Annotated in this window: 16 protein-coding genes; 15 read left to right on the top strand and 1 reads right to left on the bottom strand. The window is 71.4% G+C overall.

Translation table 11 applies throughout. The features are described from left to right. The first annotated feature begins 7 nt into the window (after positions 1–7). From pth to AC4H2S_RS19320, 14 genes are all read left to right on the top strand, one after another. Positions 8–607: an aminoacyl-tRNA hydrolase gene (pth, locus tag AC4H2S_RS19255; RefSeq protein ID WP_491498596.1), complete on the top strand. Its 600-nt coding sequence runs from the start codon at positions 8–10 to the stop codon at positions 605–607. A gap of 76 nt (positions 608–683) precedes the next feature. Then, a complete protein-coding gene (locus tag AC4H2S_RS19260; protein ID WP_491498597.1) occupies positions 684–1,394 on the top strand; it encodes a hypothetical protein in 711 nt (236 codons plus the stop codon). 111 nt (positions 1,395–1,505) lie between these two features. Continuing rightward, entirely contained in the window at positions 1,506–2,348 is an 843-nt protein-coding gene (locus AC4H2S_RS19265) for a glycosyltransferase family 2 protein (RefSeq protein ID WP_491498598.1), read from the top strand. Further along, positions 2,345–2,974, top strand: coding sequence for an acyltransferase (locus AC4H2S_RS19270; protein ID WP_491498599.1), 630 nt, complete (start codon positions 2,345–2,347; stop codon positions 2,972–2,974). The genes AC4H2S_RS19265 and AC4H2S_RS19270 overlap by 4 nt, the downstream gene beginning before the upstream one ends. Beyond that, entirely contained in the window at positions 2,971–4,071 is a 1,101-nt protein-coding gene (locus AC4H2S_RS19275; protein ID WP_491498600.1) for a Gfo/Idh/MocA family protein, read from the top strand. The genes AC4H2S_RS19270 and AC4H2S_RS19275 overlap by 4 nt, the downstream gene beginning before the upstream one ends. After that, entirely contained in the window at positions 4,068–5,075 is a 1,008-nt protein-coding gene (locus AC4H2S_RS19280) for an NAD-dependent epimerase/dehydratase family protein (protein WP_491498601.1), read from the top strand. Before AC4H2S_RS19275 ends, AC4H2S_RS19280 begins: the two co-directional genes overlap by 4 nt. Further along, complete coding sequence (locus tag AC4H2S_RS19285; RefSeq protein WP_491498602.1) at positions 5,072–6,223, top strand: DegT/DnrJ/EryC1/StrS family aminotransferase; 1,152 nt, start codon at positions 5,072–5,074, stop codon at positions 6,221–6,223. Before AC4H2S_RS19280 ends, AC4H2S_RS19285 begins: the two co-directional genes overlap by 4 nt. After that, complete coding sequence (locus tag AC4H2S_RS19290; protein ID WP_491498603.1) at positions 6,220–6,864, top strand: NeuD/PglB/VioB family sugar acetyltransferase; 645 nt, start codon at positions 6,220–6,222, stop codon at positions 6,862–6,864. Before AC4H2S_RS19285 ends, AC4H2S_RS19290 begins: the two co-directional genes overlap by 4 nt. Continuing rightward, on the top strand, positions 6,861–7,979 hold the full coding sequence (locus AC4H2S_RS19295; protein ID WP_491498604.1) for a DegT/DnrJ/EryC1/StrS family aminotransferase: 1,119 nt from the start codon (positions 6,861–6,863) through the stop codon (positions 7,977–7,979). Before AC4H2S_RS19290 ends, AC4H2S_RS19295 begins: the two co-directional genes overlap by 4 nt. After that, complete coding sequence (locus AC4H2S_RS19300; RefSeq protein ID WP_491498605.1) at positions 7,976–8,941, top strand: glycosyltransferase; 966 nt, start codon at positions 7,976–7,978, stop codon at positions 8,939–8,941. Before AC4H2S_RS19295 ends, AC4H2S_RS19300 begins: the two co-directional genes overlap by 4 nt. 108 nt (positions 8,942–9,049) lie before the next feature. Continuing rightward, a complete protein-coding gene (locus AC4H2S_RS19305; RefSeq protein ID WP_491498606.1) occupies positions 9,050–13,816 on the top strand; it encodes a DUF4082 domain-containing protein in 4,767 nt (1,588 codons plus the stop codon). 55 nt (positions 13,817–13,871) lie between these two features. Beyond that, on the top strand, positions 13,872–15,377 hold the full coding sequence (locus AC4H2S_RS19310; protein ID WP_491498607.1) for an oligosaccharide flippase family protein: 1,506 nt from the start codon (positions 13,872–13,874) through the stop codon (positions 15,375–15,377). Then, a complete protein-coding gene (locus AC4H2S_RS19315; RefSeq protein WP_491498608.1) occupies positions 15,374–16,930 on the top strand; it encodes a glycosyltransferase family protein in 1,557 nt (518 codons plus the stop codon). Before AC4H2S_RS19310 ends, AC4H2S_RS19315 begins: the two co-directional genes overlap by 4 nt. 472 nt (positions 16,931–17,402) lie before the next feature. Next, positions 17,403–19,244: a hypothetical protein gene (locus AC4H2S_RS19320; protein ID WP_491498609.1), complete on the top strand. Its 1,842-nt coding sequence runs from the start codon at positions 17,403–17,405 to the stop codon at positions 19,242–19,244. A 427-nt stretch (positions 19,245–19,671) separates the two neighbouring features. Here AC4H2S_RS19320 and AC4H2S_RS19325 read toward each other — a convergent pair whose 3' ends face one another. Next, on the bottom strand, positions 19,672–21,252 hold the full coding sequence (locus AC4H2S_RS19325; protein ID WP_491498610.1) for a restriction system modified-DNA reader domain-containing protein: 1,581 nt from the start codon (positions 21,250–21,252) through the stop codon (positions 19,672–19,674). A gap of 98 nt (positions 21,253–21,350) precedes the next feature. Between AC4H2S_RS19325 and AC4H2S_RS19330 the strand changes: the two genes are divergently transcribed. Beyond that, positions 21,351–22,202 carry a hypothetical protein gene (locus AC4H2S_RS19330; RefSeq protein WP_491498611.1) on the top strand — a complete coding sequence of 284 codons (852 nt, stop codon included), beginning with the start codon at positions 21,351–21,353 and terminating at the stop codon, positions 22,200–22,202. Positions 22,203–22,349 lie beyond the last annotated feature (147 nt).

Genomic DNA, 22,349 nt, shown 5'->3' on the forward strand with positions numbered 1-22,349 from the left:
TGACGACGTGACCTCGGATCAGGACAGCCAGAGCGAGGTGTGGCTGGTCGTGGGTCTCGGCAACCCCGGTCCGGCCTACGCCGGGCACCGCCACAACATCGGCTACCTCGTCACCGACGAGCTCGCCTCCCGGATGGGCGCGAAGTTCCGCGCGCACAAGACGGGTCGTGCCGACGTCGTCGAGGGCCGCCTCGGGCTCGGCGGTCCGCGCGTCGTGCTCGCCCGCGGCCGCGGCTACATGAACGAGTCCGGCGGCCCGGTCAAGGCGCTCGCCACCTTCTACAAGGTCGCGCCCGACCACATCATCGCGATCCACGACGAGCTCGACATCGCCTTCGGCACCCTGCGGGTCAAGCTCGGCGGCGGCGACAACGGCCACAACGGGCTGAAGTCGATGCGCTCCTCGCTCGGCACCGGCGACTTCTACCGGGTGCGGGCGGGGATCGGCCGCCCGCCCGGGCGCCAGGACGTCGCCGACTTCGTCCTGTCCAACTACTCGACCGTCGAGCGCAAGGAGCTGCCGTTCCAGGTCTCCGACGCCGCCGACGCGGTCGAGTCGCTGATCACCGACGGCCTCGAGAAGACCCAGCAGCGCTTCAACTCCTGACCCCACGGTCCCCCGTTTGGGGCATGAGGTCGCGTCCTCGAGCGCCTAGCGTCGACGGGACGGACGGGGGACTGCGATGGCGCCTGGGCCGACCGGCCGGCCGGCGAGCCGGCGTACGCGACTGCGCCGCCCAGCGGCGGTGCTCGCGCTGCTCGTCGTGCTCGGGGTCGCGGCCGCGGCGTGCGTGAACCTCAGCCTCACCAGCCGGATGGGGCGCATCGACGGCGCCTTCGACGGACTGTCCGGGCGCCCGCCACCGGCGGCCGGCGACACGATCCTCATGGTCGGCACCCGCCCGGGCGGCACGCGGGACGTGACGTGGCTGCCGGGTGAGCAGTCCGTCGAGTCGGTGATGCTCGTCGAGGTGCCCGCCGACGGCCGCAGCGCGCTCGTCGCGTCGGTGCCCGTCCCCGCAGGCCCAGCGGCCACGGGGCAGCCGAGCGCGCTGGTCGCGGCGGTCGAGTCGTCGACGGGCCGTCGCGTCGACCACCTGGTGGCGATCGACTGGCAGACCTTCTCCGGGCTGGCGGCCGACAACGACGTCGACGCCACCTACCGCTACGGGTCGGCCCCGGCCGTGCAGCACGACTACCTCCGCCTCGTCCTGGAGGGGACCCTGCACGCCGAGCTGCGCAAGCAGCCCCACCGGCTCTACCGCACCCTGCGCACGACGGCGTCCGGGGTGGCTGTGGACGACGCCTGGTCGGTGCTCGAGCTCGACCTGCTGGTGCTCCACCTGCGCGACCTGCGCTCGGCCGACATCCGCTTCGCGGACACGACGCGGTAGGGCTCCCCAAAATGGGCGAAAGGCCCCGTGAGCGGTCCGCCGCGGCGACCGGCTTCCACAAGATCTGAGGGTGCCGGCGATCGGTCGGCACGCGACTTGGGGGAGTGGGGAATGGCCGTTGCCAGTGTCGTCATCCCGGCGCACAACGAGGCAGCCACGATCGGCCGCAACCTGACCGCCCTGCGCGGCGGGACGCGCGGCGACGACCTCGACGTGGTCGTGGTCTGCAACGGCTGCACCGACCGCACGGCCGAGGTGGCCCGGGCGGCCGACCCGCGGGCCCGCGTGATCGAGATCGCCCAGCCGTCCAAGGCCGAGGCGGTCCGGGTCGGAAACGCCGCCACCGACGTGTTCCCGCGCATCCACCTCGACGCCGACATCGAGCTCGACGGCGCCGCGGCGCTCCGGCTCCTCGAGCCGATCGCCCGCGCCGAGGTGCTGGCCACCGCGCCGCGCCGCGACGTGCCGCGCACGGGCTGCTCGCCCTGGGTGCGGTGGTACTACGACGTCTGGGAGGCGCTGCCGCAGGTGCAGGCCGGCCTGTTCGGTCGCGGCGTCGTGGTGCTCTCCGAGCAGGCGCAGGCGCGCGTCGCCGCGCTGCCGCGGATGATGGGCGACGACCTCGCCATGTCCGACTCGTTCGGCGACCACGAGCGCCGCGTCGTGCCCGGTGCCGTCGCCGTCGTCCACCCGCCCCGCACCGTGCGCGACCTCGTCCGCCGGCGGATCCGGGTCGCGACGGGCAACGCCCAGGCCGAGCAGCTCGGCGTACGACGTCCCACCTCCCGCACGAGCCCGCGCACCCTGCTCGGCCTGGCCGCCGAGCGGCCCGGGCTCGTCCTCCGGCTCCCGGTGTTCGTGGCCGTCCACGTCGCCGCCCGGCTCGGTGCCCGGAGGGCGCTGAGGACCGGGGACTTCACCACCTGGCAACGAGACGAAAGCTCCCGCACATGACCTCACTGTCCAGCGCGCGTGCCCGCTCCCGCGACCGCGCCCACGTCGCTCCCACGGCGACCGTCGAGGACGGCGCCCGCGTCGGTCCCGGCGCGCAGGTGTGGGACCAGACCGTCGTACGGGCGGGGGCGCAGGTCGGCGACGGCACGATCCTCGGGCGCGGCGTCTACGTCGGCCCGGGCGCCCGGATCGGCGAGCGCTGCAAGGTGCAGAACCAGGCCCTGGTCTACGAGCCGGCCGTGCTCGGCGACGGTGTGTTCATCGGCCCCGCGGTGGTGCTCACCAACGACACCTACCCCCGCGCCGTGACCACCGACGGCCGGCGCAAGGGCGCCGAGGACTGGGAGCCCGTCGGGGTCACCATCGGGGAGGGCGCGTCCGTCGGGGCCCGGGCCGTGTGCGTGGCTCCGGTGCGGATCGGCCGCTGGGCCAGCGTCGGCGCCGGCGCGGTCGTGACGCGCGACGTCCCCGACCACGCGCTCGTCGTGGGCATGCCCGCACGACGCATCGGATGGGTGGGCCGCAGCGGCGTCCCGCTCGTCTCCGACAACCGCGACCGGTGGATCTGCCCGGTCACCGGAGAGGTCTACGTGGAGGCCGACGGCCGACTGGAGGAAGCACGATGAGCATCCGAACGAACGGCCCCCTGGGCATCGCCGTCATCGGCGCCGGCTACTGGGGACCCAACCTGGTCCGCAACTTCGGGGCGTCCCCCGACTGGAGCCTGGAGGCGGTCTGCGACCTCGACCTCGAGCGGGCGCGCCGGGTCGCCGGCCCGCACGTCGAGGTCACCGACAGCCTGGAGCGGGTGCTCGACGACCCGCGCATCCACGCGGTCGCGATCGCCACCCCGGCGCGTACGCACCATGGGCTCGCGCTGCAGGCGCTCAGCGCGGGCAAGCACGTGCTCGTGGAGAAGCCGCTGGCGGACAGCGTCTCCCGCGGCCGCACCATGGTCGACCTGGCGGATGCTCAGGGCCTGACCCTGATGACCGACCACACCTACTGCTACACCCCGGCCGTGCAGCGGATGCGCGACCTCGTCGGCAGCGGCGAGCTCGGCCAGGTGCACTTCATCGACTCGGTGCGGATCAACCTGGGACTGGTGCAGCCCGACATCGACGTCCTGTGGGACCTGGCCCCGCACGACCTCGCCATCCTCGACTTCGTGCTGCCCGGAGGTCTGCCCACGACGGGCATCGGCGCGACCGGCGCCGACCCCATCGGCGCCGGCCGCGCCTGTGTCGGCCACCTGACGCTGCCGCTGCCCGACGACGGGCTCGCGCACGTGCACGTCAACTGGCTCAGCCCGACCAAGATCCGCCAGATGGTGATCGGCGGGTCGCGCCGCACCCTCGTCTGGGACGACCTCAACCCCCAGCAGCGGCTCAGCATCTACGACCGCGGTGTCGACCTCGCCCACACCTCCGTGGCCGGCGCCGACCGCACCGCCTCGACCGTGTCCTACCGGCTCGGTGACACCTGGTCGCCCGCGCTGCCCGAGCGCGAGGCACTCGGGGCGATGGTCACCGAGTTCGCCTCCGCGATCCGCGAGGGCCGCCCGGCGGTCACCGACGGTCGCTCCGGGCTGCGGGTGCTCGAGGTGCTCGAGCAGGCCTCGCACCGGCTGGCCGAGCGTGCCGGGACGACGTACGACCCCGGGCCGGCGGTCCCGCCGGGCCCGCCCGCGCCGCGCCTGAGCGTGATGGGGGCGGCGCGATGACCGCCCTGGCAGGAGCGACCGCGCTGGTGACCGGCGGTGCCGGCACCATCGGCTCGACGCTCGTCGACCAGCTCTTCGACGCCGGCGCCGCCCAGGTGAGGGTGCTCGACAACTTCGTCCGCGGCCGGGAGGCCAACCTCGAGGCCGCCCTCGGGCGCAGCGACGCCGACCTGGTGCTGGTGCGCGGCGACATCCGCGACCGCGACCTGGTGCATGACCTGACCCGCGGCTGCGACCTGGTCTTCCACCAGGCGGCCATCCGGATCACGCAGTGCGCCGAGGAGCCGCGGCTGGCGCTGGAGGTGCTGGTCGACGGCACCTTCAACGTCGTGGAGGCGGCGGCGACCGTGCCGGGCGTCGACAAGATCGTTGCGGCCTCGTCCGCGTCGGTCTACGGCCTCGCGGAGCGCTTCCCGACGCCGGAGGACCAGCACCCCTACGACAACGACACGTTCTACGGCGCCGCCAAGACCTTCAACGAGGGCATGCTGCGCAGCTTCCGGGCGATGAACGGGCTCGACTACGTCGGCCTGCGCTACTTCAACGTCTACGGCCCGCGCATGGACGTCCACGGCCTCTACACCGAGGTCCTGGTGCGGTGGATGGAGCGCATCGACGACGGCCTCCCGCCGCTCATCTTCGGCGACGGCCGCCAGACGATGGACTTCGTCTTCACCACCGACATCGCCCGGGCCAACGTGCTGGCGGCGTCCTCCGGTGTCGTCGAGGGCGTCTACAACGTCGCGCGCGGCGAGGAGACCAGCCTGCTGGGGCTCGCCGAGGCACTGCTGCGCGTGATGGGCTCGGAGCTGCCCGTCGAGCACGGTCCCGAGCGCGGCGTCAACGGCGTCGTCCGACGCCTCGCCGACACCTCGGCCGCCCGGCGCGACCTCGGCTTCACGGCCACCACCGGGCTCGAGGACGGCCTGCGGCAGCTCGTCGAGTGGTGGCGTCCCCAGCGCGAGCAGATCGCCGCCGGACGCTCCGTGGCGGTGGCCCGATGAGCCTCGAGCAGGAGCTCACGCGCATCAACGTGATGCAGCCGTGGCTCGGCGAGGAGGAGGTGGCCGCCGTCTCGGAGGTGCTGCGCTCCGGCTGGGTGGCCCAGGGCCCGCGCGTCGCGGCGTTCGAGGCGGCGTTCGCCGAGGCGCAGGGCGTCGCGCACGCCGTGGCGCTGAGCAACTGCACGACCGCCCTGCACCTGGCCCTCGTCGTCGCCGGCGTCGGTCCCGGCGACGAGGTCGTGGTGCCGTCGTTCTCCTTCGTCGCCACCGCCAACGCGCCGACCTACGTCGGCGCCACCCCGGTCTTCGCCGACGTCGACCCCGACACGGGCAACCTGACGCCCGCCACGATCGCCACGGTGGTCACCCCGCGTACGCGCGCGGTGATCGCCGTGGACCAGGGCGGGGTGCCGCTCGACCTGCAGGCCGTCCGCGCCTGGTGCGACCCGCTCGGGATCACGGTCGTCGAGGACTCCGCGTGCGCGGCCGGGTCCACGGCCCACGGTCGCCCCGTGGGCGCCGGCGCCGAGATCGCGACCTGGTCGTTCCACCCCCGCAAGCTGCTCACGACGGGGGAGGGCGGGATGCTCACCACCTCCCGCGCCGACTGGGCGGCCCGCGCCCGGCGCCTGCGCGAGCACGCCATGAGCGTCTCGGCCGCCGAGCGCCACGCGAGCGTGCTGGCGCCCCCGGAGAGCTTCGACGAGGTGGGCTTCAACTACCGGATGACCGACCTCCAGGCCGCCGTGGGGCTGGTCCAGCTGCGCCGGCTCCCCGAGATGGTGGCCCGCCGCCGCGAGCTGGCCGCGAGATACGCCGAGGCGGTCGCCGCGCTGCCCGGGCTGCGGCTCGTGGGCGACCCGGCATGGGGCACGACCAACTTCCAGTCCTGCTGGCTCGAGGTGCTGCCCGACCACCCGCTCGACCGCGAGCAGATGATGGAGCACCTCGCCGCGGCCGGCATCTCGGCGCGCCGCGGGATCATGGCGGCCCACCGCCAGCCCGCGCACGCCGACCTGTCGCACGTACCGCTGCCGGTCACCGAGCGGCTCACCGACCGCACGCTGGTGCTGCCGTTGTTCCACCAGATGAGCGACGCCGAGCACCAGCGGGTGTGCGACGCGCTCGGGTCGGCGTGGGGGCCGTGACCGGGCTGGTCCTGGTCGGCGCCAGCGGCCTGGCGCGCGAGGCCACCGCGGTCGCCGTCCTCCTGCACCACGACGGGCCCGTCCACGTCGTCGACGACGACCCGGTCAGGTGGGGCACCCTCCACGGCCTGGTGCCCGTGCTGGGCGGGGTCGACCTGGTCACCGAGCTCGTCGACCACGAGGTCGTCCTGGCGCTCGGCAAGGGCCGGCACCGTCGCCGGGTCGCGACCCGCCTGGCCATGGTCGGTCTCGACCCGGCGCGCTACGGCACCCTCCTCCACCCGCGCGTGGTGCTGCCCGGCGGCTGCCACGTCGGCACCGGCACGATCGCCCTCGACGGCGTGGTGCTGACCGCCGACGTCGAGGTCGGCGAGCACGTCGTCCTCATGCCGCACGCCACGCTGACCCACAACTGCACCGTGGCCGACTTCGCCACCCTCTGCGCCGGGGTGTCCCTCGGCGGTGGCGTCGAGGTCGGCGAGGCGGCCTACATCGGCATGAACGCCTCCGTGCGCGAAGGCGTCCGCATCGGAGCCGACGCGACGATCGGGATGGGGTCGGTGGTCCTCGACGACGTCCCGGCAGGACAGACCTGGGTGGGAGTGCCCGCCCGACCGATCCGTACAGGAGTACGCACATGAGCAACGTCCCCTTCGTCGACCTCGCCGCGCAGCACGCGGAGATCGCCGCCGAGGTGGAGGCGGGCATCGGGGCCGTCTTCGCCGCCACCGCCTTCGTCGACGGTCCGCCCGTCGCCGACTTCGAGCACCAGTACGCCGGGTTCGTCGGCGCCGACCACTGCGTCGGGGTCGCCAACGGCACCGACGCCCTCGAGCTCGCGCTCCGCGCCGCCGGGGTGCGCCCGGGCGGCGAGGTGGTCATCCCGGCCAACACGTTCATCGCCACTGCCGAGGCGGTCTCGCGGATCGGCGCGTCGCCCGTCCTGGTGGACTGCGACGACGCGCGGCTGCTCATCGACCCCGACCTGGTCGCGGACGCGATCACCGACCGCACCCAGGCCGTCGTGGCCGTCCACCTCTTCGGCCAGCTCGCGCCGATGCAGCGGCTGGCGGAGGTCTGCGACGCGGCGGGCATCCCCCTCGTCGAGGACGCCGCACAGTCGCAGGGCGCCCGGCTGGACGGGCGTGGCTCCGGCGCGCTCGGCACGGTCGCCGCCACCAGCTTCTACCCCGGCAAGAACCTCGGGGCCGCCGGCGACGCCGGCGCGGTCACCACCGACGACGCGACGATCGCGGCGGAGGTGCGCCGCCTGCGCAACCACGGCTCCTCGACGCGCTACGTCCACGACGTGATCGGCATGAACTCCCGCCTCGACACGGTGCAGGCGGTCTACCTGCGCGCCAAGCTCGACCGGCTGGAGAAGTGGAACGAGCTCCGGGTGCGCGCGGCCGCACGCTACGACGCGCTGCTCGCCGACGTGCCCGGCGTACGCCGCCCGCTGCCCGGCGCGGAGGGCCAGCACGTCTGGCACCTCTACGTCGTGCGCGTCGCGGAGCGCGACCGGGTGCTGGCCGAGCTCGGCCGGGCGGGCATCGGCGCGGGGGTCCACTACCCGTATCCCGTGCACCTGACCGGTGCCTACGCCCACCTCGGCCTCGGCCCGGGCACCGCGCCGGTGGCGGAGCGGGCGGCGGGAGAGATCCTGTCGCTGCCGATGCACCCGCACCTCAGCGAGGACCAGCAGGACCGGGTCGTCGCGGTGCTGGCCGACGCCGTCGCCGGGATCCGCGCGTGACCACCCTGCTCGTCGCCAACGACGGCGGGCACCTGATGCAGCTGCACACGCTGCGACCGCGCCTGGGCGTGGGCGACGACGTGGTGTGGGTGACGCCCCGCACCGCACAGACCGAGTCGCTGCTCGCGGGGGAGCGGGTCCACTGGGCGCTGCCGTGCCCGCCGCGCGACACCCGCGCGCTGGCCCGCAACACCGTCGCGTGCCGCCGGCTCTTCAGCGACCACGACGTGTCGCTGGTCGTGAGCACCGGTGCCGCGCTCGCGCTCGCGGTGCTGCCGCAGGCGCGGCTGCGCGGGATCGAGACGGTCTACATCGAGAGCGCCACCCGGCTCGACGCGCCGTCGCTGTCGGGTCGCGCCCTCGCGCTGGTGCCGGGCATCAGGACCTTCAGCCAGTCGACGTCGCTCACCCGGGGCCACTGGCAGTACCTCGCCTCGCCGTGGGAGCTCTACGAGACCATGCCCACCGAGGAGCGCGCGGTGCGCTCGATGGTGGTCAGCCTCGGCACGCAGGAGGGCTACGGCTTCCGGCGGCTGCTCGACCGGCTCGTGCCCCTGGTGCCGCCCGGCGCCGAGGTGCTTTGGCAGACCGGGGGCACCGACACCACCGGGCTGGGCATCGACGCGCGCGAGCGCGTGCCCTCGGCCGAGATGGCCGCCGCGATCCGCGCCGCCGACGTCGTGGTCGCCCACGCCGGCACCGGGATCGCGCTGATGGCGCTGGAGAACGGCCGGTGCCCGGTGCTGGTGCCCCGCCGCGCGATGCACGGCGAGCACGTCGACGACCACCAGCTGACCATCGCGCTCGAGCTGGCCCTGCGCGACCTGTGCATCTCGCGCGACGCCGACAGCCTCAAGGCGCGCGACCTCGTGGCCGCCGCCAGCCGCACGGTGACCAAGGTGCCCGACCCGCCGCCGCTGCGCATCAGCGGAACGCGGGTGCCGGCCGTGACCGGCCTCTGACGCGTATGTGAAATTGGGGATATCGCCCCCATCGCTGCCCGCTCGGGGTGCCGCGTGATGAAGATCTGACCGTGGCGCGCCGAGTCGCGACCGTGAAGGGTGGAGGAGATGGCCAGCACTGCTGGGAATCGCAAGTGGGGTCTCGGGCGTGCGTGGACGTTGAAGGTGGCAGTGCTCGCGCTGGTCGCGGCACTGAATGCGATGGTGGGACCGGCCCTGCTGGGCGGTCCGTCGGCGGCCAATGCCGCAGACCCGTGCGGCCCGTCGGGCAACAAGATCGCCTGTGAGAACTCCAAGCCGGGCACCGACCCGGAGATCTGGGACATCTACGGCGCGGGCGACTCCTCGATCCAGGGCTTCGCGACCGACATCTCGGTCAACGTCGGGCAGCGCGTCGACTTCAAGATCAAGACCGACGCCTCGGCCTACACGATCGACATCTACCGGACCGGGTGGTACCAGGGGCTCGGCGCCCGCTGGATCGACGCGGTGCCGGCGAACGCGGCGGTGTCCCGGACCCAGCCCAACTGCATCACCGACGCCACCACCGAGCTCTACGACTGCGGCAACTGGGGCGTGTCGGCCTCGTGGAACGTGCCCAGCAGCGCCGTCTCGGGCGTCTACATCGCGCTGCTGAAGCGCAGCAACGGCGACTCGAGCCACATCACGTTCATCGTCCGCGACGACGCGAGCACCTCCGACGTCGTCTTCCAGACCTCCGACCCGACCTGGCACGCCTACAACAGCTACGGCGGGTCGACGTTCTACCAGGGCGGCGCCCACGGACGCGCCTACAAGCTGAGCTACAACCGGCCGTTCAGCACGCGGGGCACCGCGGCGGGTCGTGACTTCTACTTCGGCGCCGAGTACGCCGCGGTGCGCTTCCTCGAGCGCAACGGCTACGACGTGTCCTACATCGCCGGTGTCGACACCGACCGGCGGGGCAACCTGCTGACCCGGCACAAGGTCTTCCTCTCCGTCGGGCACGACGAGTACTGGAGCGGTCAGCAGCGCGCCAACGTCGAGGCGGCGCGCGACGCCGGGGTCAACCTCCAGTTCCTCGCGGGCAACGAGGTCTACTGGCGCACCCGCTACGAGCCCTCGGCCGACTCCTCCCACACGCCCTACCGCACTCTCGTGTCCTACAAGGAGACGTGGGGCAACGCGAAGATCGACCCGAGCACGCAGTGGACCGGCACCTGGCGCGACCCCCGGTTCGCCTCGCCGGCCAACGGCGGCGGCTCGCCAGAGAACGCCCTGATCGGCACCGCCTACATGGTCAACTTCAGCGACCTCGCGCTCACCGTGCGTCAGGACGAGGGCAAGCTGCGGCTGTGGCGCAACACCGGGCTCGCCAGCATGACGGGCTCGTCCGCGACCCTCGCGCCACACACCGTGGGCTACGAGTCCAACGAGCCGCTCGACAACGGCTTCGGCCCACCCGGCCTGATCAAGCTGTCCACCACCGCCGGCGCGGTCCCCGAGTACCTCCGCGACTTCGGCACCACCGTCAGCGCGGGCACCACCAAGCACCACCTGACGCTCTACAAGGCGGCCAGCGGCGCCCTCGTGTTCAGCGCGGGCACCGTCCAGTGGAGCTACGGCCTCGACGCCGAGCACGACTCGGAGTACTCCGACAACGTCGCCGACCCCCGGATGCAGCAGGCCCAGGTCAACCTGCTGGCCGACATGGGTGCGCAGCCGACGACCCTGATGAGCGGTCTCAACCCGGCGACGAGGTCGACGGACACCACCGGTCCGACCGTCACCATCTCCACGCCGGCGGCCGGGGCGGCGCAGAAGAACGGCGACGTCGTCACCGTGACGGGCACCGCGTCCGACGTGGGTGGTCGCGTCGCCGGGGTCGAGGTGTCGTCCGACGGCGGCGCCACCTGGCGCTCCGCCAGCGGCACCACCTCGTGGTCCGCGACATTCGTGCAGAAGGGCCGCGGCAGCAGCCCGGTGCAGGTGCGTGCCATCGACGACAGCGCCAACATCGGCACGCCCGCGACCCGCAGCTTCTCGGTGACCTGCCCCTGCAGCATCCTGGGCAACGTCACCCCGCCCGTGGCCGACACCGACGACAACGTCGGCGTCGAGCTCGGCCTGCGGTTCACGCCGGTCGTCGACGGCTTCGCGACGGGCGTCCGCTTCTACAAGGGCGCGGGCAACACCGGCACGCACGTCGGGTCGCTGTGGGGCCCCAACGGCCAGCGCCTGGGCCAGGTGACCTTCTCCAACGAGACCGCCACCGGGTGGCAGTCGGCCACGTTCGCCCAGGCCGTCCCGCTGACGGCCGGGCAGAACTACACCGTCTCCTACACCGCCCCGCGCGGCCACTACGCCTCCGAGAACTGGGCGTTCGTCTACCGCGGCCTCGACACCGGCGCGATGCAGGTCGCGGGCGGCTGGGGTGCGCAACCTCCCGGCGTCTTCGGCAACGTCGGCACCATGCCGTCGTCGAGCTACCAGTGGGCCAACTACTTCGTCGACGTGTCGTTCTCCGCCACCGACGACTCGCCCCTCATCGGCATGAGCCAGACGCCCGCGCCCGGGTCGAGCGCCATCCCGGCGACCACGACCGTCACGGCCCGCTTCTCCAAGCCGATGGCGGCCGGCACGCCCGGCATCACGGTGGTCGACTCCAACGGCGCCACCGTGCCCGGCACGCGGTCCTACGACGCGACGACGCGCACGATCACGTTCACGCCGACCGACCCGCTGGCGTCGTACGTCCGCCACACCGTCACGCTCAGCGGCACCGACGCGCAGGGCAACGCGATCGCCTCGGGAGGCTCGTGGACGTTCACCACGGCCAAGCCGCCCAACGCGCCGGGCGTCTGCCCGTGCTCGCTGTTCAGCGACGAGACGACCCCGTCGGTGCTGGAGATCAACGACGGCGTGCCGCTGACGCTCGGCACCAGGTTCACCTCCGACGTCAAGGGCGTCGTCACCGGCGTGCGGTTCTACAAGTCGCCGGGCAACACCGGCGCCCACGTCGGGTCGCTGTGGAACCAGAACGGCGTGGAGATCGCCTCCGGCACGTTCACCAACGAGTCGGCCAGCGGCTGGCAGCAGCTCACCTTCGCCACCCCGGTGCCGATCGCGAAGAACACTCCGTACACCGTGTCCTACCGCTCGACGTCCGGTCGCTACTCGGCCACACCCAACGCCTTCTCCGACCGCGACCTGTCGTGGGCGCCGCTGCGGGTGACGCCGACCGCGGGCGCCTACACCTACGCACCCGGGTTCCCGGGCGCTCAGTCGAGCACCAACTACCTGGTCGACGTCGTCTTCGAGAAGACGCCGCCGAGCGTCGCGATCTCGTCGCAGTCGCCCGCGCCGGGCGGGCTGGACGTCCCGCGGGGCAGCAAGGTCGTGGTCGACCTCTCCGACCAGGTCGAGCCCGGCTGGTCGCTGACGGTCGGGGCCGGCGGCCAGCTCGCCGGGACGGCGGCGCTGTCCGCCGACCGGCAGCGGATCACCTGGACGCCGTCGGGCCTCCTGCCGGCCGGCGCCGACGTGACCGTCACCCTCGCCGGGGTCACCACCGGCGACGGCGCCGTCCTCGGCACCCGGACCTGGACGTTCCGCACCCGGGCACCCGAGACGCTCCAGGACCAGACGCTCCTCGGCGACGTCGTGCCTGAGACCACCGCGACCGACGACGGCGCGCCGGTGGAGCTCGGGATGGCGTTCACCCCCTCGCGCAACGGCACGATCAAGGCGATCCGCTTCTTCAAGGGGGTCGGCAACAACGGCACCCACACCGGCACGGTGTGGTCCGCGTCCGGGTCGCCGCTGGCCACCGTGGTCTTCACCAACGAGACGGCCACGGGGTGGCAGTCGGCGACGCTCACGCAGCCGCTCGAGGTGAGCGCCGGGACGACGTACGTGGTGTCCTACTTCGCGCCGCAGGGCCACTACTCGGTGACGCCCGGGTTCTTCAGCGGCCCGCTCGCCAAGGGTGACCTGACGGCGCCGGCCAGCAACAACGGCCGCTACGGCTATTCCTCGATCGGCGGCTTCCCGGGCTACACCTTCGGGGCGGCCAACTACTTCGTCGACGTGGTCTTCGGGCGGGCGGCTGCGTCGCTGACGGCCGAGGGACGGACGCCGCAGGCCGGCGCGAGCCAGGTGTCGGTGGGGGCGAAGCCGTCGCTCACCGTGTCCGCGCCGCTCGCCCCGGGCTGGTCGATGACCGTGTCCAGCGGGGGCACGACGGTGCCCGGCACGTCGGCGCTCTCGGGCGATGGACGCACCGTCACCTTCACCCCGGCCTCGCCGCTGGCGGCCGACACCGCCCACACCGTGACGGTCTCGGGACTGACGTCGACGGACGGGGCGAGCCTGGCGACGCAGACGTGGTCGTTCACCACCGGCTACGACGACGTCGGCACGGTCTCGCTGTTCGCCGACGTCACCCCGGCCACGGCCGCGGCCGACGACACGTCGCCGATCGAGCTCGGCACGAAGTTCGTTCCCTCCCAGGACGGCACGGTCACCGCCGTGCGGTTCTACAAGGGGCCCGGCAACACCGGCACGCACGTGGGCTCGCTGTGGGACGCGGACGGCAACCGGATCCGCCAGGTGACCTTCACCAACGAGTCGGCGACCGGCTGGCAGACGGGGGTCTTCGCGACGCCGGTCGCGGTGACCGCGGGCACGACCTACGTGGCGTCCTACTACGCGCCCGTGGGCCGCTACTCCGCCTCGCCGTTCTACTTCGACACGCCGCGGACCGTGGGACCACTCACGGCGCCGGCGGGCTCCAACGGCGTCTTCCGCTACGGCGCCGGCGGCGGCTTCCCGTCCGGGTCGGTCGCCTCGACCAACTACTTCGTCGACGTGGTCTTCCGCGCCGCGCCACCGTGACCCGCGGCCGCGACGGCTGACAGGGGCGGACATCGACGCAGCAGGGGGCTCGGGCATGGGAACGCAGCAGCATGACGCAGGGACCGACGGCGGGCTGGCCCGCACGGCGGCCGGCGCGTTCGGCTGGAGCTTCCTCAACGCGCTGATGTCGAGGCTGGGCACGCTGCTCGTCGGGGTGCTGATGGCCCGCATCCTCGGGCCCGGGGAGTTCGGCACCTTCGCCGTGGCGATGGTGGCGCTGCTCGCCGTGCTGGCCTTCAACGAGCTCGGCGTGAGCCTGGCCGTCGTGCGGTGGGAGCGCGACCCCGAGTCGGTCCTCGGCACGGTCAACGCGATCTCCACCGCCGGCAGCGTGCTGCTGTTCCTCGCGATGTACGCCACGGCCGGGCCCGTCGCGAGCCTGCTCGGGGCGCCCAGCGCGGCGGGCATCATCCGGCTGATGTCGGTCTCGGTGGTGTTCAGCGGGATGGTCGCCGGACCGGCCGCGCTGCTGCAGCGGCGCTTCCGGCAGCGACGCCGGCTGGTGATCGACCAGGTCGTCACGTGGTCGGGCACCACGCTGTCGCTCGTCCTCGCCCTGGGCGGGCTCGGCGCCTGGAGCCTGGCGTGGGGACGGGTCGCCGCGACGCTCGTGGGCGTCGTGCTCTTCGTCCACGCCACCCGCCCCTACCGCCTGCACATCGACCGCGACCTGGTCGCGCCCCTGCTGCGCTTCGGCCTGCCGCTCGCGGGCACCAGCATCGTCGTCTTCGCCGTCGGCTACGTCGAGCAGGTGGCTGTCGGCGCGACGCTCGGGGCCACCGCGCTGGGCTACTTCGTGCTGGCGTTCAACCTGGCGTCGTGGCCGCTCAACATGTTCTCCCAGCCGCTGCGCAGCGTGGCTCCCGCGGTCTTCTCCCGCCTCCAGGGCGACCCGCGACGGCTGGAGGACTCGTTCACCACGCTGCTGCGGGTGGTCGCCGTGGTCACGCTGCCGGTCTGCCTGGTCGGTGCGGCGGTGGCCGACGACGTCGTCCGGTTCGTCTACGGCACCGAGTGGGCGCCGGCCGGCGACGTCTTCGCCGTCCTGGTGCTCGTCACGGCGGCGCGGATCTTCGTCGAGCTGTCCTACGACCTGCTCGTGGTGCTGCGCCGCACCGGCCGGCTCCTGTCGGTGCAGCTGCTGTGGCTCGCGGTCCTCGCGCCCGTCGTCCTCGTCGCGGCGCGCGAGCGCGGCGTCGTCGGCGTGGCCGGGGCCGAGCTCGCGGTGATGGCGCTCGTCGTGGTGCCCTGCTACCTCGCCATGCTCCGCAGGGCGGGGCTGCGGGTCGCGCCCCTCGGTGTGGTGGTGGTCGGCCCGCTCGTCGTCGCGTCGGTCGCCGCTGGTGCGGCGGCGCTCGTCGCCCAGCGGGTGGACTCGCCGTTCCTCGCGTCCCTCGCGGGCGGGGTGATCTGCCTGGCGGCCATCGGGTGCATCGTCGCGCTGCGTCCCGACGACGTGCGCCGGCTGCGCGAGCTGCGCAGGCCCGCTCATCCCGCCGATCCCGCCGACGACGAGCCGGCCGAGGCGGTGCGGTCGTGAGCGCCGGCCGGCTCGACGCCAACTGGGCGACGTTCACCCGGCTCGTACGACGCACCGAGTCGCTGGCGCGTCGCGGGCGCGGCGAGCAGGCGGCGGTGGCCGCGATGACGGCGGCGACGTTCGCGTGGTGCAACCCGACCGGGGTGTTCGCCAGCGGCGCTCTCGAGGACGTCCTCACGGGGCTCGGCGGCGCGCTCCCGCGTCCGGTCGCGCCGTCGGCCCGCCCGGGGGGAGCACGGCCGCGCGTGCTGCACGTGGCGACCCAGCTCTACGGCACCGGGGGGCACACCCAGATGCTGGCCAGCTGGCTGCGGCTCGACGCCGCCCGCGACCACCACCTGTGCGTCACCGGTCAGCAGGGCCGCGAGGTGCCGGCGAAGATCACCGGGGCACTGCCCGGTCCGGACGCCCTGACCGTCCTCGACGACGCCACGACCGACCTGCTCGGCCGCGCGGCGCGGCTGCGCGAGCTGGCGCTGGAGCACGACCAGGTGGTGCTGCACGTGCACCCCAACGACGTGGTGCCCGCCATCGCGCTCGCGCTCCCGGCCGGGGAGCGCCCCGAGGTGCTGGTGGTCAACCACGCCGACCACGTCTTCTGGCTGGGGGTGCGCGTCGCCGACCGGGTGGTCAACCTGCGCACCAGCGGCGCCAGGCTCAACGTGAGCCGTCGCGGCGTCCCGGAGGCCCGCAACGCCCTGCTCGTCCGCCCGCTCGTCATGCGCGAGCGTCGGCTCTCGCGGGCCGAGGCCCGGGCCGAGCTCGGCGTACCGCCCGACGTGCTGGTCGTCGCGACCGCGGCCGACACCTACAAGTACGGCGCCGCTGGCGGCGAGTCACTGCTCGACGTGCTGCTGCCGGTGCTGCGCGCCCGCCCGGGCGCACGCCTCCATGCTGCCGGTCCCGAGCCCGACGGGGACTGGTCGGTGCTCGCCGACGAGGGCCTGGGCCGCGCGTGGGGCCTGCTGCCCGACGTCCACACGCTGCTGGAGGCCGCCGACGTCTACGTCGACTCCTACCCCTTCTCCTCGCTCACCTCGATGCTTGAGGCGGCGTGGCTGGCCACCCCCGTGCTGACCCTGCGCTCGCCCGACGAGCGCCTCGGGGTGCTGGGCGCGGACACCCCGGAGCTCGACGACGACCTGGTGGTCGCCGGGTCCAGCGCCGAGCTGGGCGCCCAGGTCGCGCGCCTGCTCACCGACGCCCCGGCGCGGGAGCGGCTCGGCGCGAGCACCGGCGCGGCGGTGCGGCGCTTCCACGCCGACGGGGCCTGGGCCGAGCAGGTCGGCAAGGTGCTCGACGCACCGGCGGTCTCCGGCCCGCCGTCGTCGCCCGGCGCCGCCGTCCGCGAGACCGGCCCCCTGGACCTCCGGCTGCTCGAGGTGATGGGCAACGGCGTCGGCCAGGGCCTCGCCGGCACGATGGACGTGATGGCGCCGCTGCTCGCCTGGCCCCGCCGGATCGAGACCGCGGGTCGGCTTCTGCGCCGGGGGCGGCTGCGGCCGGCGCTGGTGCTGCCCGCCGGGACGGTGCGGCGGCTCAGGGGTGGGTGAGTGCGGGTGGCTCGTGGTTGATCGTCAGTTCGCGGCGCTATGAGTTGCCGAAGGTAGCTTCTCGTGGGATCGCGTCGGTAGCACAGGCCGGGACTTCGAAGACGTTGCGCTCGTAGAATGTCGAGACTCGGCGAAGCCATCGGCTCTGCGGTGACGGCATCGGCTTGCACTCTCCCTCTTGCATGTTGGCGGGCGATTAAAGAGGGAGAAGGGGGAGTGCATTGCGTGCCATCGGGTTCCATCGGTCAGAACTGGAGCAGCACCGCGAGCTCGCGATTGTTGCCAAGCCATCGCCTCAGTCCTAGGGTCGAGATGAGTAGCGTCGTGGATGTCGCGTCTCGAATGAACGCGCGAAAGAACTATGAAGATCTGTCCCAAGTTGGCCAGCGTCTATCGGACGTTCACTGGTGCACCAGGAATCTTCGGCGCTGCTCCTCACCTCGCCAGAGGTGGCTATCCCGCAGGAGCAGCCGTGGCCCAACACGCCGATTACGCCGCCGCGATCACAGTCCGTGAACAGGTTCTCGCGACCGCACTCGAGGCGGCGTACGCAAACGGCTCCTTCCCGACCACCCTCGCCCGCGAACTGACCGGCGACGGCCCGCGCATCGTCGCCGACCTGTTCCTCGGCCAACCGGCCATCGAGTGCGAAGGGGCGACCGGCCTGCTGGTGCTGTCGCTGGGTGTCTGGGGGCGGCTGCGGGTCACCGAGGCCGACCTCACCCAGGACGTCGACATCATTGCTCAGATCGAGCTCACGACGACGCCGAGCTTCGCGCCGGGTAGTTCGGTCGAACTCGATCCGTTGCGCGAGGAAATCATCGTGCGTAGCTGGCAGGCGCAGGTGACGTCGCCGGGCACGACGCCGGCGATCGTTGCTTACCTCACCGGACCGGCCTTCCGGGAGCGGATCCAGACGATGCTGAGGGATGCGGTCGCGTTCCGGGTGATCAAGCTGCCGTCCATTGACGTCAGCTTCCTCGGCCCGCTCGGCCGGATGGCCACCAAGATCGACGGGGTGGTCCGCAACGGCACGCTGCTGCTCGGCTTCACAATTGACAACGACACGGAGACCATCGTCGGCAGTCCACCTGCCTTGCAAGACTTCGCCGGCAGCCACGACATCGCGGGCGTCGTCAACCCTGACGCCACACTGCTCTTCCTCGACGAACTGAACACTCGCATCACCGAGGAGGTCGACGACGAGGGCGCCACTCTCGACCGGCTTGAGGCCCGCCCGGAAGTCGGCCACTTCCGCATCAGCGGCGCGGTCAGCAAGTCCTCCGGGACGGTCAACTTCTCCTTTCACCTTGTCCCGCGGATGTTCCACACCCGGCCCGGCGCGTTCTTCCCCGCGCACCCCAGGACCCGCCGGGTCAAACCTCAAACCTGGGCCGCGCTCGAGTTCCGGATCGAGGCGGTCAGCACCGACGTCGACCGCTCCTGGTGGGTCGTTGTGCTCGAAGTCTTCACCGGCATCCTGACGGTGGGGTTCGCCGTGATGGTGATCGAGTCGTTCGTCTCCGCGGCTGCCGACAGTTTCAGCGGCAAGCTCAATGCCGCCAGGCCAGGGTCCGCAAGCAACCGGGTACGCCGGACGGTCCCGCCGCCGGGTGGCATCGGCGTGCGCATCGGAGTGGACCGCTTCGAAATCAACCGCGACGGTATCTTCGTCGGGATCTCCATCGCAGCGAAGCCCAGCCCGGACGCGGTCACCGGACCCATCCTGCTCCCCAGCACCTACGCAGGCCATCGGCTGCGCTATCACCTGCGGCTGCCGTCCGGGGCGTTCGCTCACGACCCTGCGCTGAGGGTGGCCTGGCGGGTCGAGGATCGCACGAATGCGCAGACTGTGGTCGACAGCGACCACGCAGCGGCCGATCGGCTGCAGGTGGAGTTCACTCCCGCGTCGTCGGCCGGCGCCACCGACTTCACCGTCACCGCCCGCGCCTATCGTCAGCTCGGCACGCAGATCTCCGAGGTGTCCGGCCGGTCGGTCAACCTTCACGTCCGCGGCCCGCTGCCACCGCAGACCTACGTCCGCTGGCGCAGCCAGGTGAAGAACCCCCAGATCGCGCTCGGGGCAGACGGTGAGACCTGGAACTACACCGGCGACGCCCAAGTCCGCCGCTGGTCGGAGTGGCACCGCACGGATCGGCCGTGTCTCGCGGTCAACGCCGAAAATCGCTACCGACACGACTTCGAGACTGCCGACGCGCTTCCGTTCCCGATGAGACTGCTGGAGAGCCACCGCAAAGGCCTCTGCCCATACTGCTTCTTCGGCGGCCCAGCTGGTCTTCACGCGTCCTTGTGAGCTGACAACCATCACGTCGGCGCACACCACAGGGGGTTGGTCGCCTGTCTACTGGCCACGATGAGGGGCGAGGGCGAACATCGGTGCAGGATGCAAAACCGGGCATTGAAACCCAGACAGCGCCCAACGCTCGCACGCTCCCTATTGGCAGGCTGTCCGGCGAGGCCTATACGCACACCTTGAGCGTGGAATGCACCTTCCCCATGTTCGTCCCGACGCCCTCACCGCGTCGAATCGGGCGCGGGGGAGGGGATGGAGGGACTTCATCCAGCGCGCCCGCCGACGCACTTCTCAGGATTGACGGGCAAAGGCGGCGGAAAGACTCACAGTCATCGAAGCGCGGCGACTTCACGCGCGGCAACCACCCAGCGATTGGGCCGCCGTCGTAACCCCGCCCAGCACGCCCGCCACCCACCAGATGACTCGCTCAGGTGGATGTGTACTTGCGCAGCACTTGAAGCATCTGCCGAATCCGGCCGACGATCTGATCAGGAATGGGGTCAGGATTGAAATGGACGAGATCGTTCCGGACCACCCGTAGTTCTGAAAGACGGGTTGAGAACGTCACGCGATCAAGTGGCCATCCAAGAGACTGCCAGTGCGCAGCGTTTTGCAGCAGTCGTTCGTAGTCGCCCATCGTCAGGTCATCGTAGGATTGCAGGTCTCTGTCTCCGGCCTCGTCGCACGTGGCGCAGACCTCCGTCATAGTGAAGTTGTCGCTGACTATCTGTCGCAGGAGCCGATCCAGCTCGCCAATCAAAAAGAAGGGCGTCGCCAACTCTCCGTAGGCACGCACAACGTCGGCGGTCGTTACGATCCCTGTGATGAGATTCGTGTTGTCCTTCACGAAGATGAAGTCATCCGATTCCAAGAGAGGAAGGACGTCAATCAACTCGGTGTCGAACGGCCTGGTCGACGCTTCAACGATCGCTCCCGACAGACTTCCGGTCGGATTTGCGTGGCGCTCTCGCGCGATGGACTGCCAGGTGACGGCGCGAGGAACTGATCTCGGACCCGTCATGACAGCCAGCTGGGAGTAGTCATTCAGGAGCATCCGCGTGATCGCTTCTTCGTACGAGGCTTGTGGCGTGATCCACTCAACCCCAAGGTTCGCTGATGGAATATTGCCGAGGGTGAGCCCCACGTCGCCGTCGGCGGGACTGGATTCGTTCGCGGTCTGACTGCCGGCCTGCGGATCACTCTCCTCGATCTGGCGTTCAATGATCGAGACTTCGGAGTCGATGCCCGTCTTCAGGAAGTTCGGCGCGGTGGTGAGCCCGTGATTCTCAAGATCAGCGGCCAATTCCTCGCTCGCTGTCAGAGTACGACTAGTGGCACCCCACTGAGCAAGAAGTTCCCTGACACGTACGACAAGGGGCGTTCCCTCACTTGCTTGCAAGCGCGCCCGGCGAAGGAACTCATGATGAGACTGCGCATTCCGTTGCTCGTCGTCAGTACGAAACTGAGCCATTTCACGATCTGCAACGTGATCGAGTAGGCGTTGCCGGAGGACGTCTAGGAACTCTCCATCTGGAGCAACCTGCCAGGCGTGCCACCCGTCCAGGGATCCGCCTGCTGCCGCACTGGCCGCCCTGGAGGGCGACGCGAATGCTCGACCATCAGGAAGGAGCAACTTGCCGTCGTCGGTGACAGTTGCCGTGTAGGTCGCACCCAGGCGGGGTCGGTAGAAGACAAGACCTGTCCCGGCGTCAATCAGTGACGCCTTCATCAGATCCAGGATGAGGACGCGACGACCGCGTAGTAAGTATGCGTCACGGCCAGTTGGTTCTGCCACGAACACGCACCCCCAGTGAACTTCGGCCTTGGCTGCTTCGCGCAGCCTTACCAGTGGCTCGACACTAGTCGCTTGATTCATGCCCACCTGCCTCCAGTCTGACCCGAATTCCTGCGCCGCTGGGTCGGCATGTAGTGCCATGCGTGGCCCGAGAGGCCGTTCGATCGGTCCACCACGAAGTCTGGTCGCGGTATCTCGAACTGCAGAGTGCATCCCCGCAGGCGGCGGAATGGGTCACCTTCGCGAGTGCTCGGAAAGCGGCAGATGCGGATGCCGCTGGACCTGTCAGTGCCTTTGGCTAACATCGCCCGGTGCGTGCCCTGAACATTGACGTCCCCGACACCCTCGTCGAGCGCTGGATCGAATGGTTCAGCCCAGCGGTGCAGCCCTTCCTCGCAGATGCCGTCCTGGCGGACGCCATTGGCGTCCACGCGGGCGAGGTATCCCTCTCAGACGAGGTTCGGGACACCTACTGCCTCTATGAGCTCCCGAGCGGGGTGCAGTACGTGTGGCTGACTGAGCCGCAGTTCATGGCCTTGCCCAGACGGAGCAGGGCGACGCTGGTGCGTGCCCAGCGAACGCTTGACCGCGAACTCGTTCCTTCTGTCAGGTCATGGGTCGCGGTGGTCGGGGACCGGGCCCGCGAGCAAGCCGACGGTCACAGATTCGTGTGGTGGCCGTCGCTGTTGAACGGCTGCGAAGAACAGGTGCTGACGGACTACATCGAGGAGGGACGCCGGGCCAGCCGCCACGACCAGGTCCCCGAGGAGGTCTGGGACTCGGTAGCCCGCACGCTTCCCGACGCTCGAAGGATCGCCGGGTCGTTCGCAACGACAAGCGGGCCGAACTGCTTCGGCACGGTCATGGCCGCAGCCGGGGTCGTCGACGCCGATACGGTCTGGATGCAGCGGGAGCCTTTCGAGCGCTGGCTCTCGGAGAAGACCCGGCCACACGGGGACGACGCCGCACCCGGCACCGTCCTGGTGTGGCGGTCTCCTGACGGCCTGGTGCAGCACGCTGCCGTCACCCTCGGCGACGGCTGGGTCCTACACAAGCCATCGCAAGGGTGGATGAGTCCAAACAAGGTCCTGACTACCCACGAATGCAAGGCGAGTTCGCGAGCATCCGGCCGCCGTCTGGAGCGGTACGCGATCACGGCCTAACGCCTTGCGCTACGAGTGGAGCAACACCCGCTCATCGGCAGATCCGGTAACTCACGGGCGGCGCCATCAAGCGGCTACTAGACACTCGACTGCAGGATCGGTGTCTGGCCAGACTCGGTCCAGGTGCCCGGCGGGAGGCTCTTCAAG

Source organism: Nocardioides sp. Z13_37 (assembly GCF_058355585.1).

Bases quoted from the DNA above. Each gene is read 5' to 3' on its own strand.
- AC4H2S_RS19280 (WP_491498601.1), top strand. From the start codon at position 4,068: ATGACCGCCCTGGCAGGAGCGACCGCGCTGGTGACCGGCGGTGCCGGC.
- AC4H2S_RS19275 (WP_491498600.1), top strand. From the start codon at position 2,971: ATGAGCATCCGAACGAACGGCCCCCTGGGCATCGCCGTCATCGGCGCC.
- AC4H2S_RS19305 (WP_491498606.1), top strand. From the start codon at position 9,050: ATGGCCAGCACTGCTGGGAATCGCAAGTGGGGTCTCGGGCGTGCGTGG.
- AC4H2S_RS19310 (WP_491498607.1), top strand. From the start codon at position 13,872: ATGGGAACGCAGCAGCATGACGCAGGGACCGACGGCGGGCTGGCCCGC.
- AC4H2S_RS19260 (WP_491498597.1), top strand. From the start codon at position 684: ATGGCGCCTGGGCCGACCGGCCGGCCGGCGAGCCGGCGTACGCGACTG.
- AC4H2S_RS19295 (WP_491498604.1), top strand. From the start codon at position 6,861: ATGAGCAACGTCCCCTTCGTCGACCTCGCCGCGCAGCACGCGGAGATC.
- AC4H2S_RS19265 (WP_491498598.1), top strand. From the start codon at position 1,506: ATGGCCGTTGCCAGTGTCGTCATCCCGGCGCACAACGAGGCAGCCACG.
- AC4H2S_RS19285 (WP_491498602.1), top strand. From the start codon at position 5,072: ATGAGCCTCGAGCAGGAGCTCACGCGCATCAACGTGATGCAGCCGTGG.
- AC4H2S_RS19325 (WP_491498610.1), bottom strand. From the start codon at position 21,252: ATGCACTCTGCAGTTCGAGATACCGCGACCAGACTTCGTGGTGGACCG.
- AC4H2S_RS19270 (WP_491498599.1), top strand. From the start codon at position 2,345: ATGACCTCACTGTCCAGCGCGCGTGCCCGCTCCCGCGACCGCGCCCAC.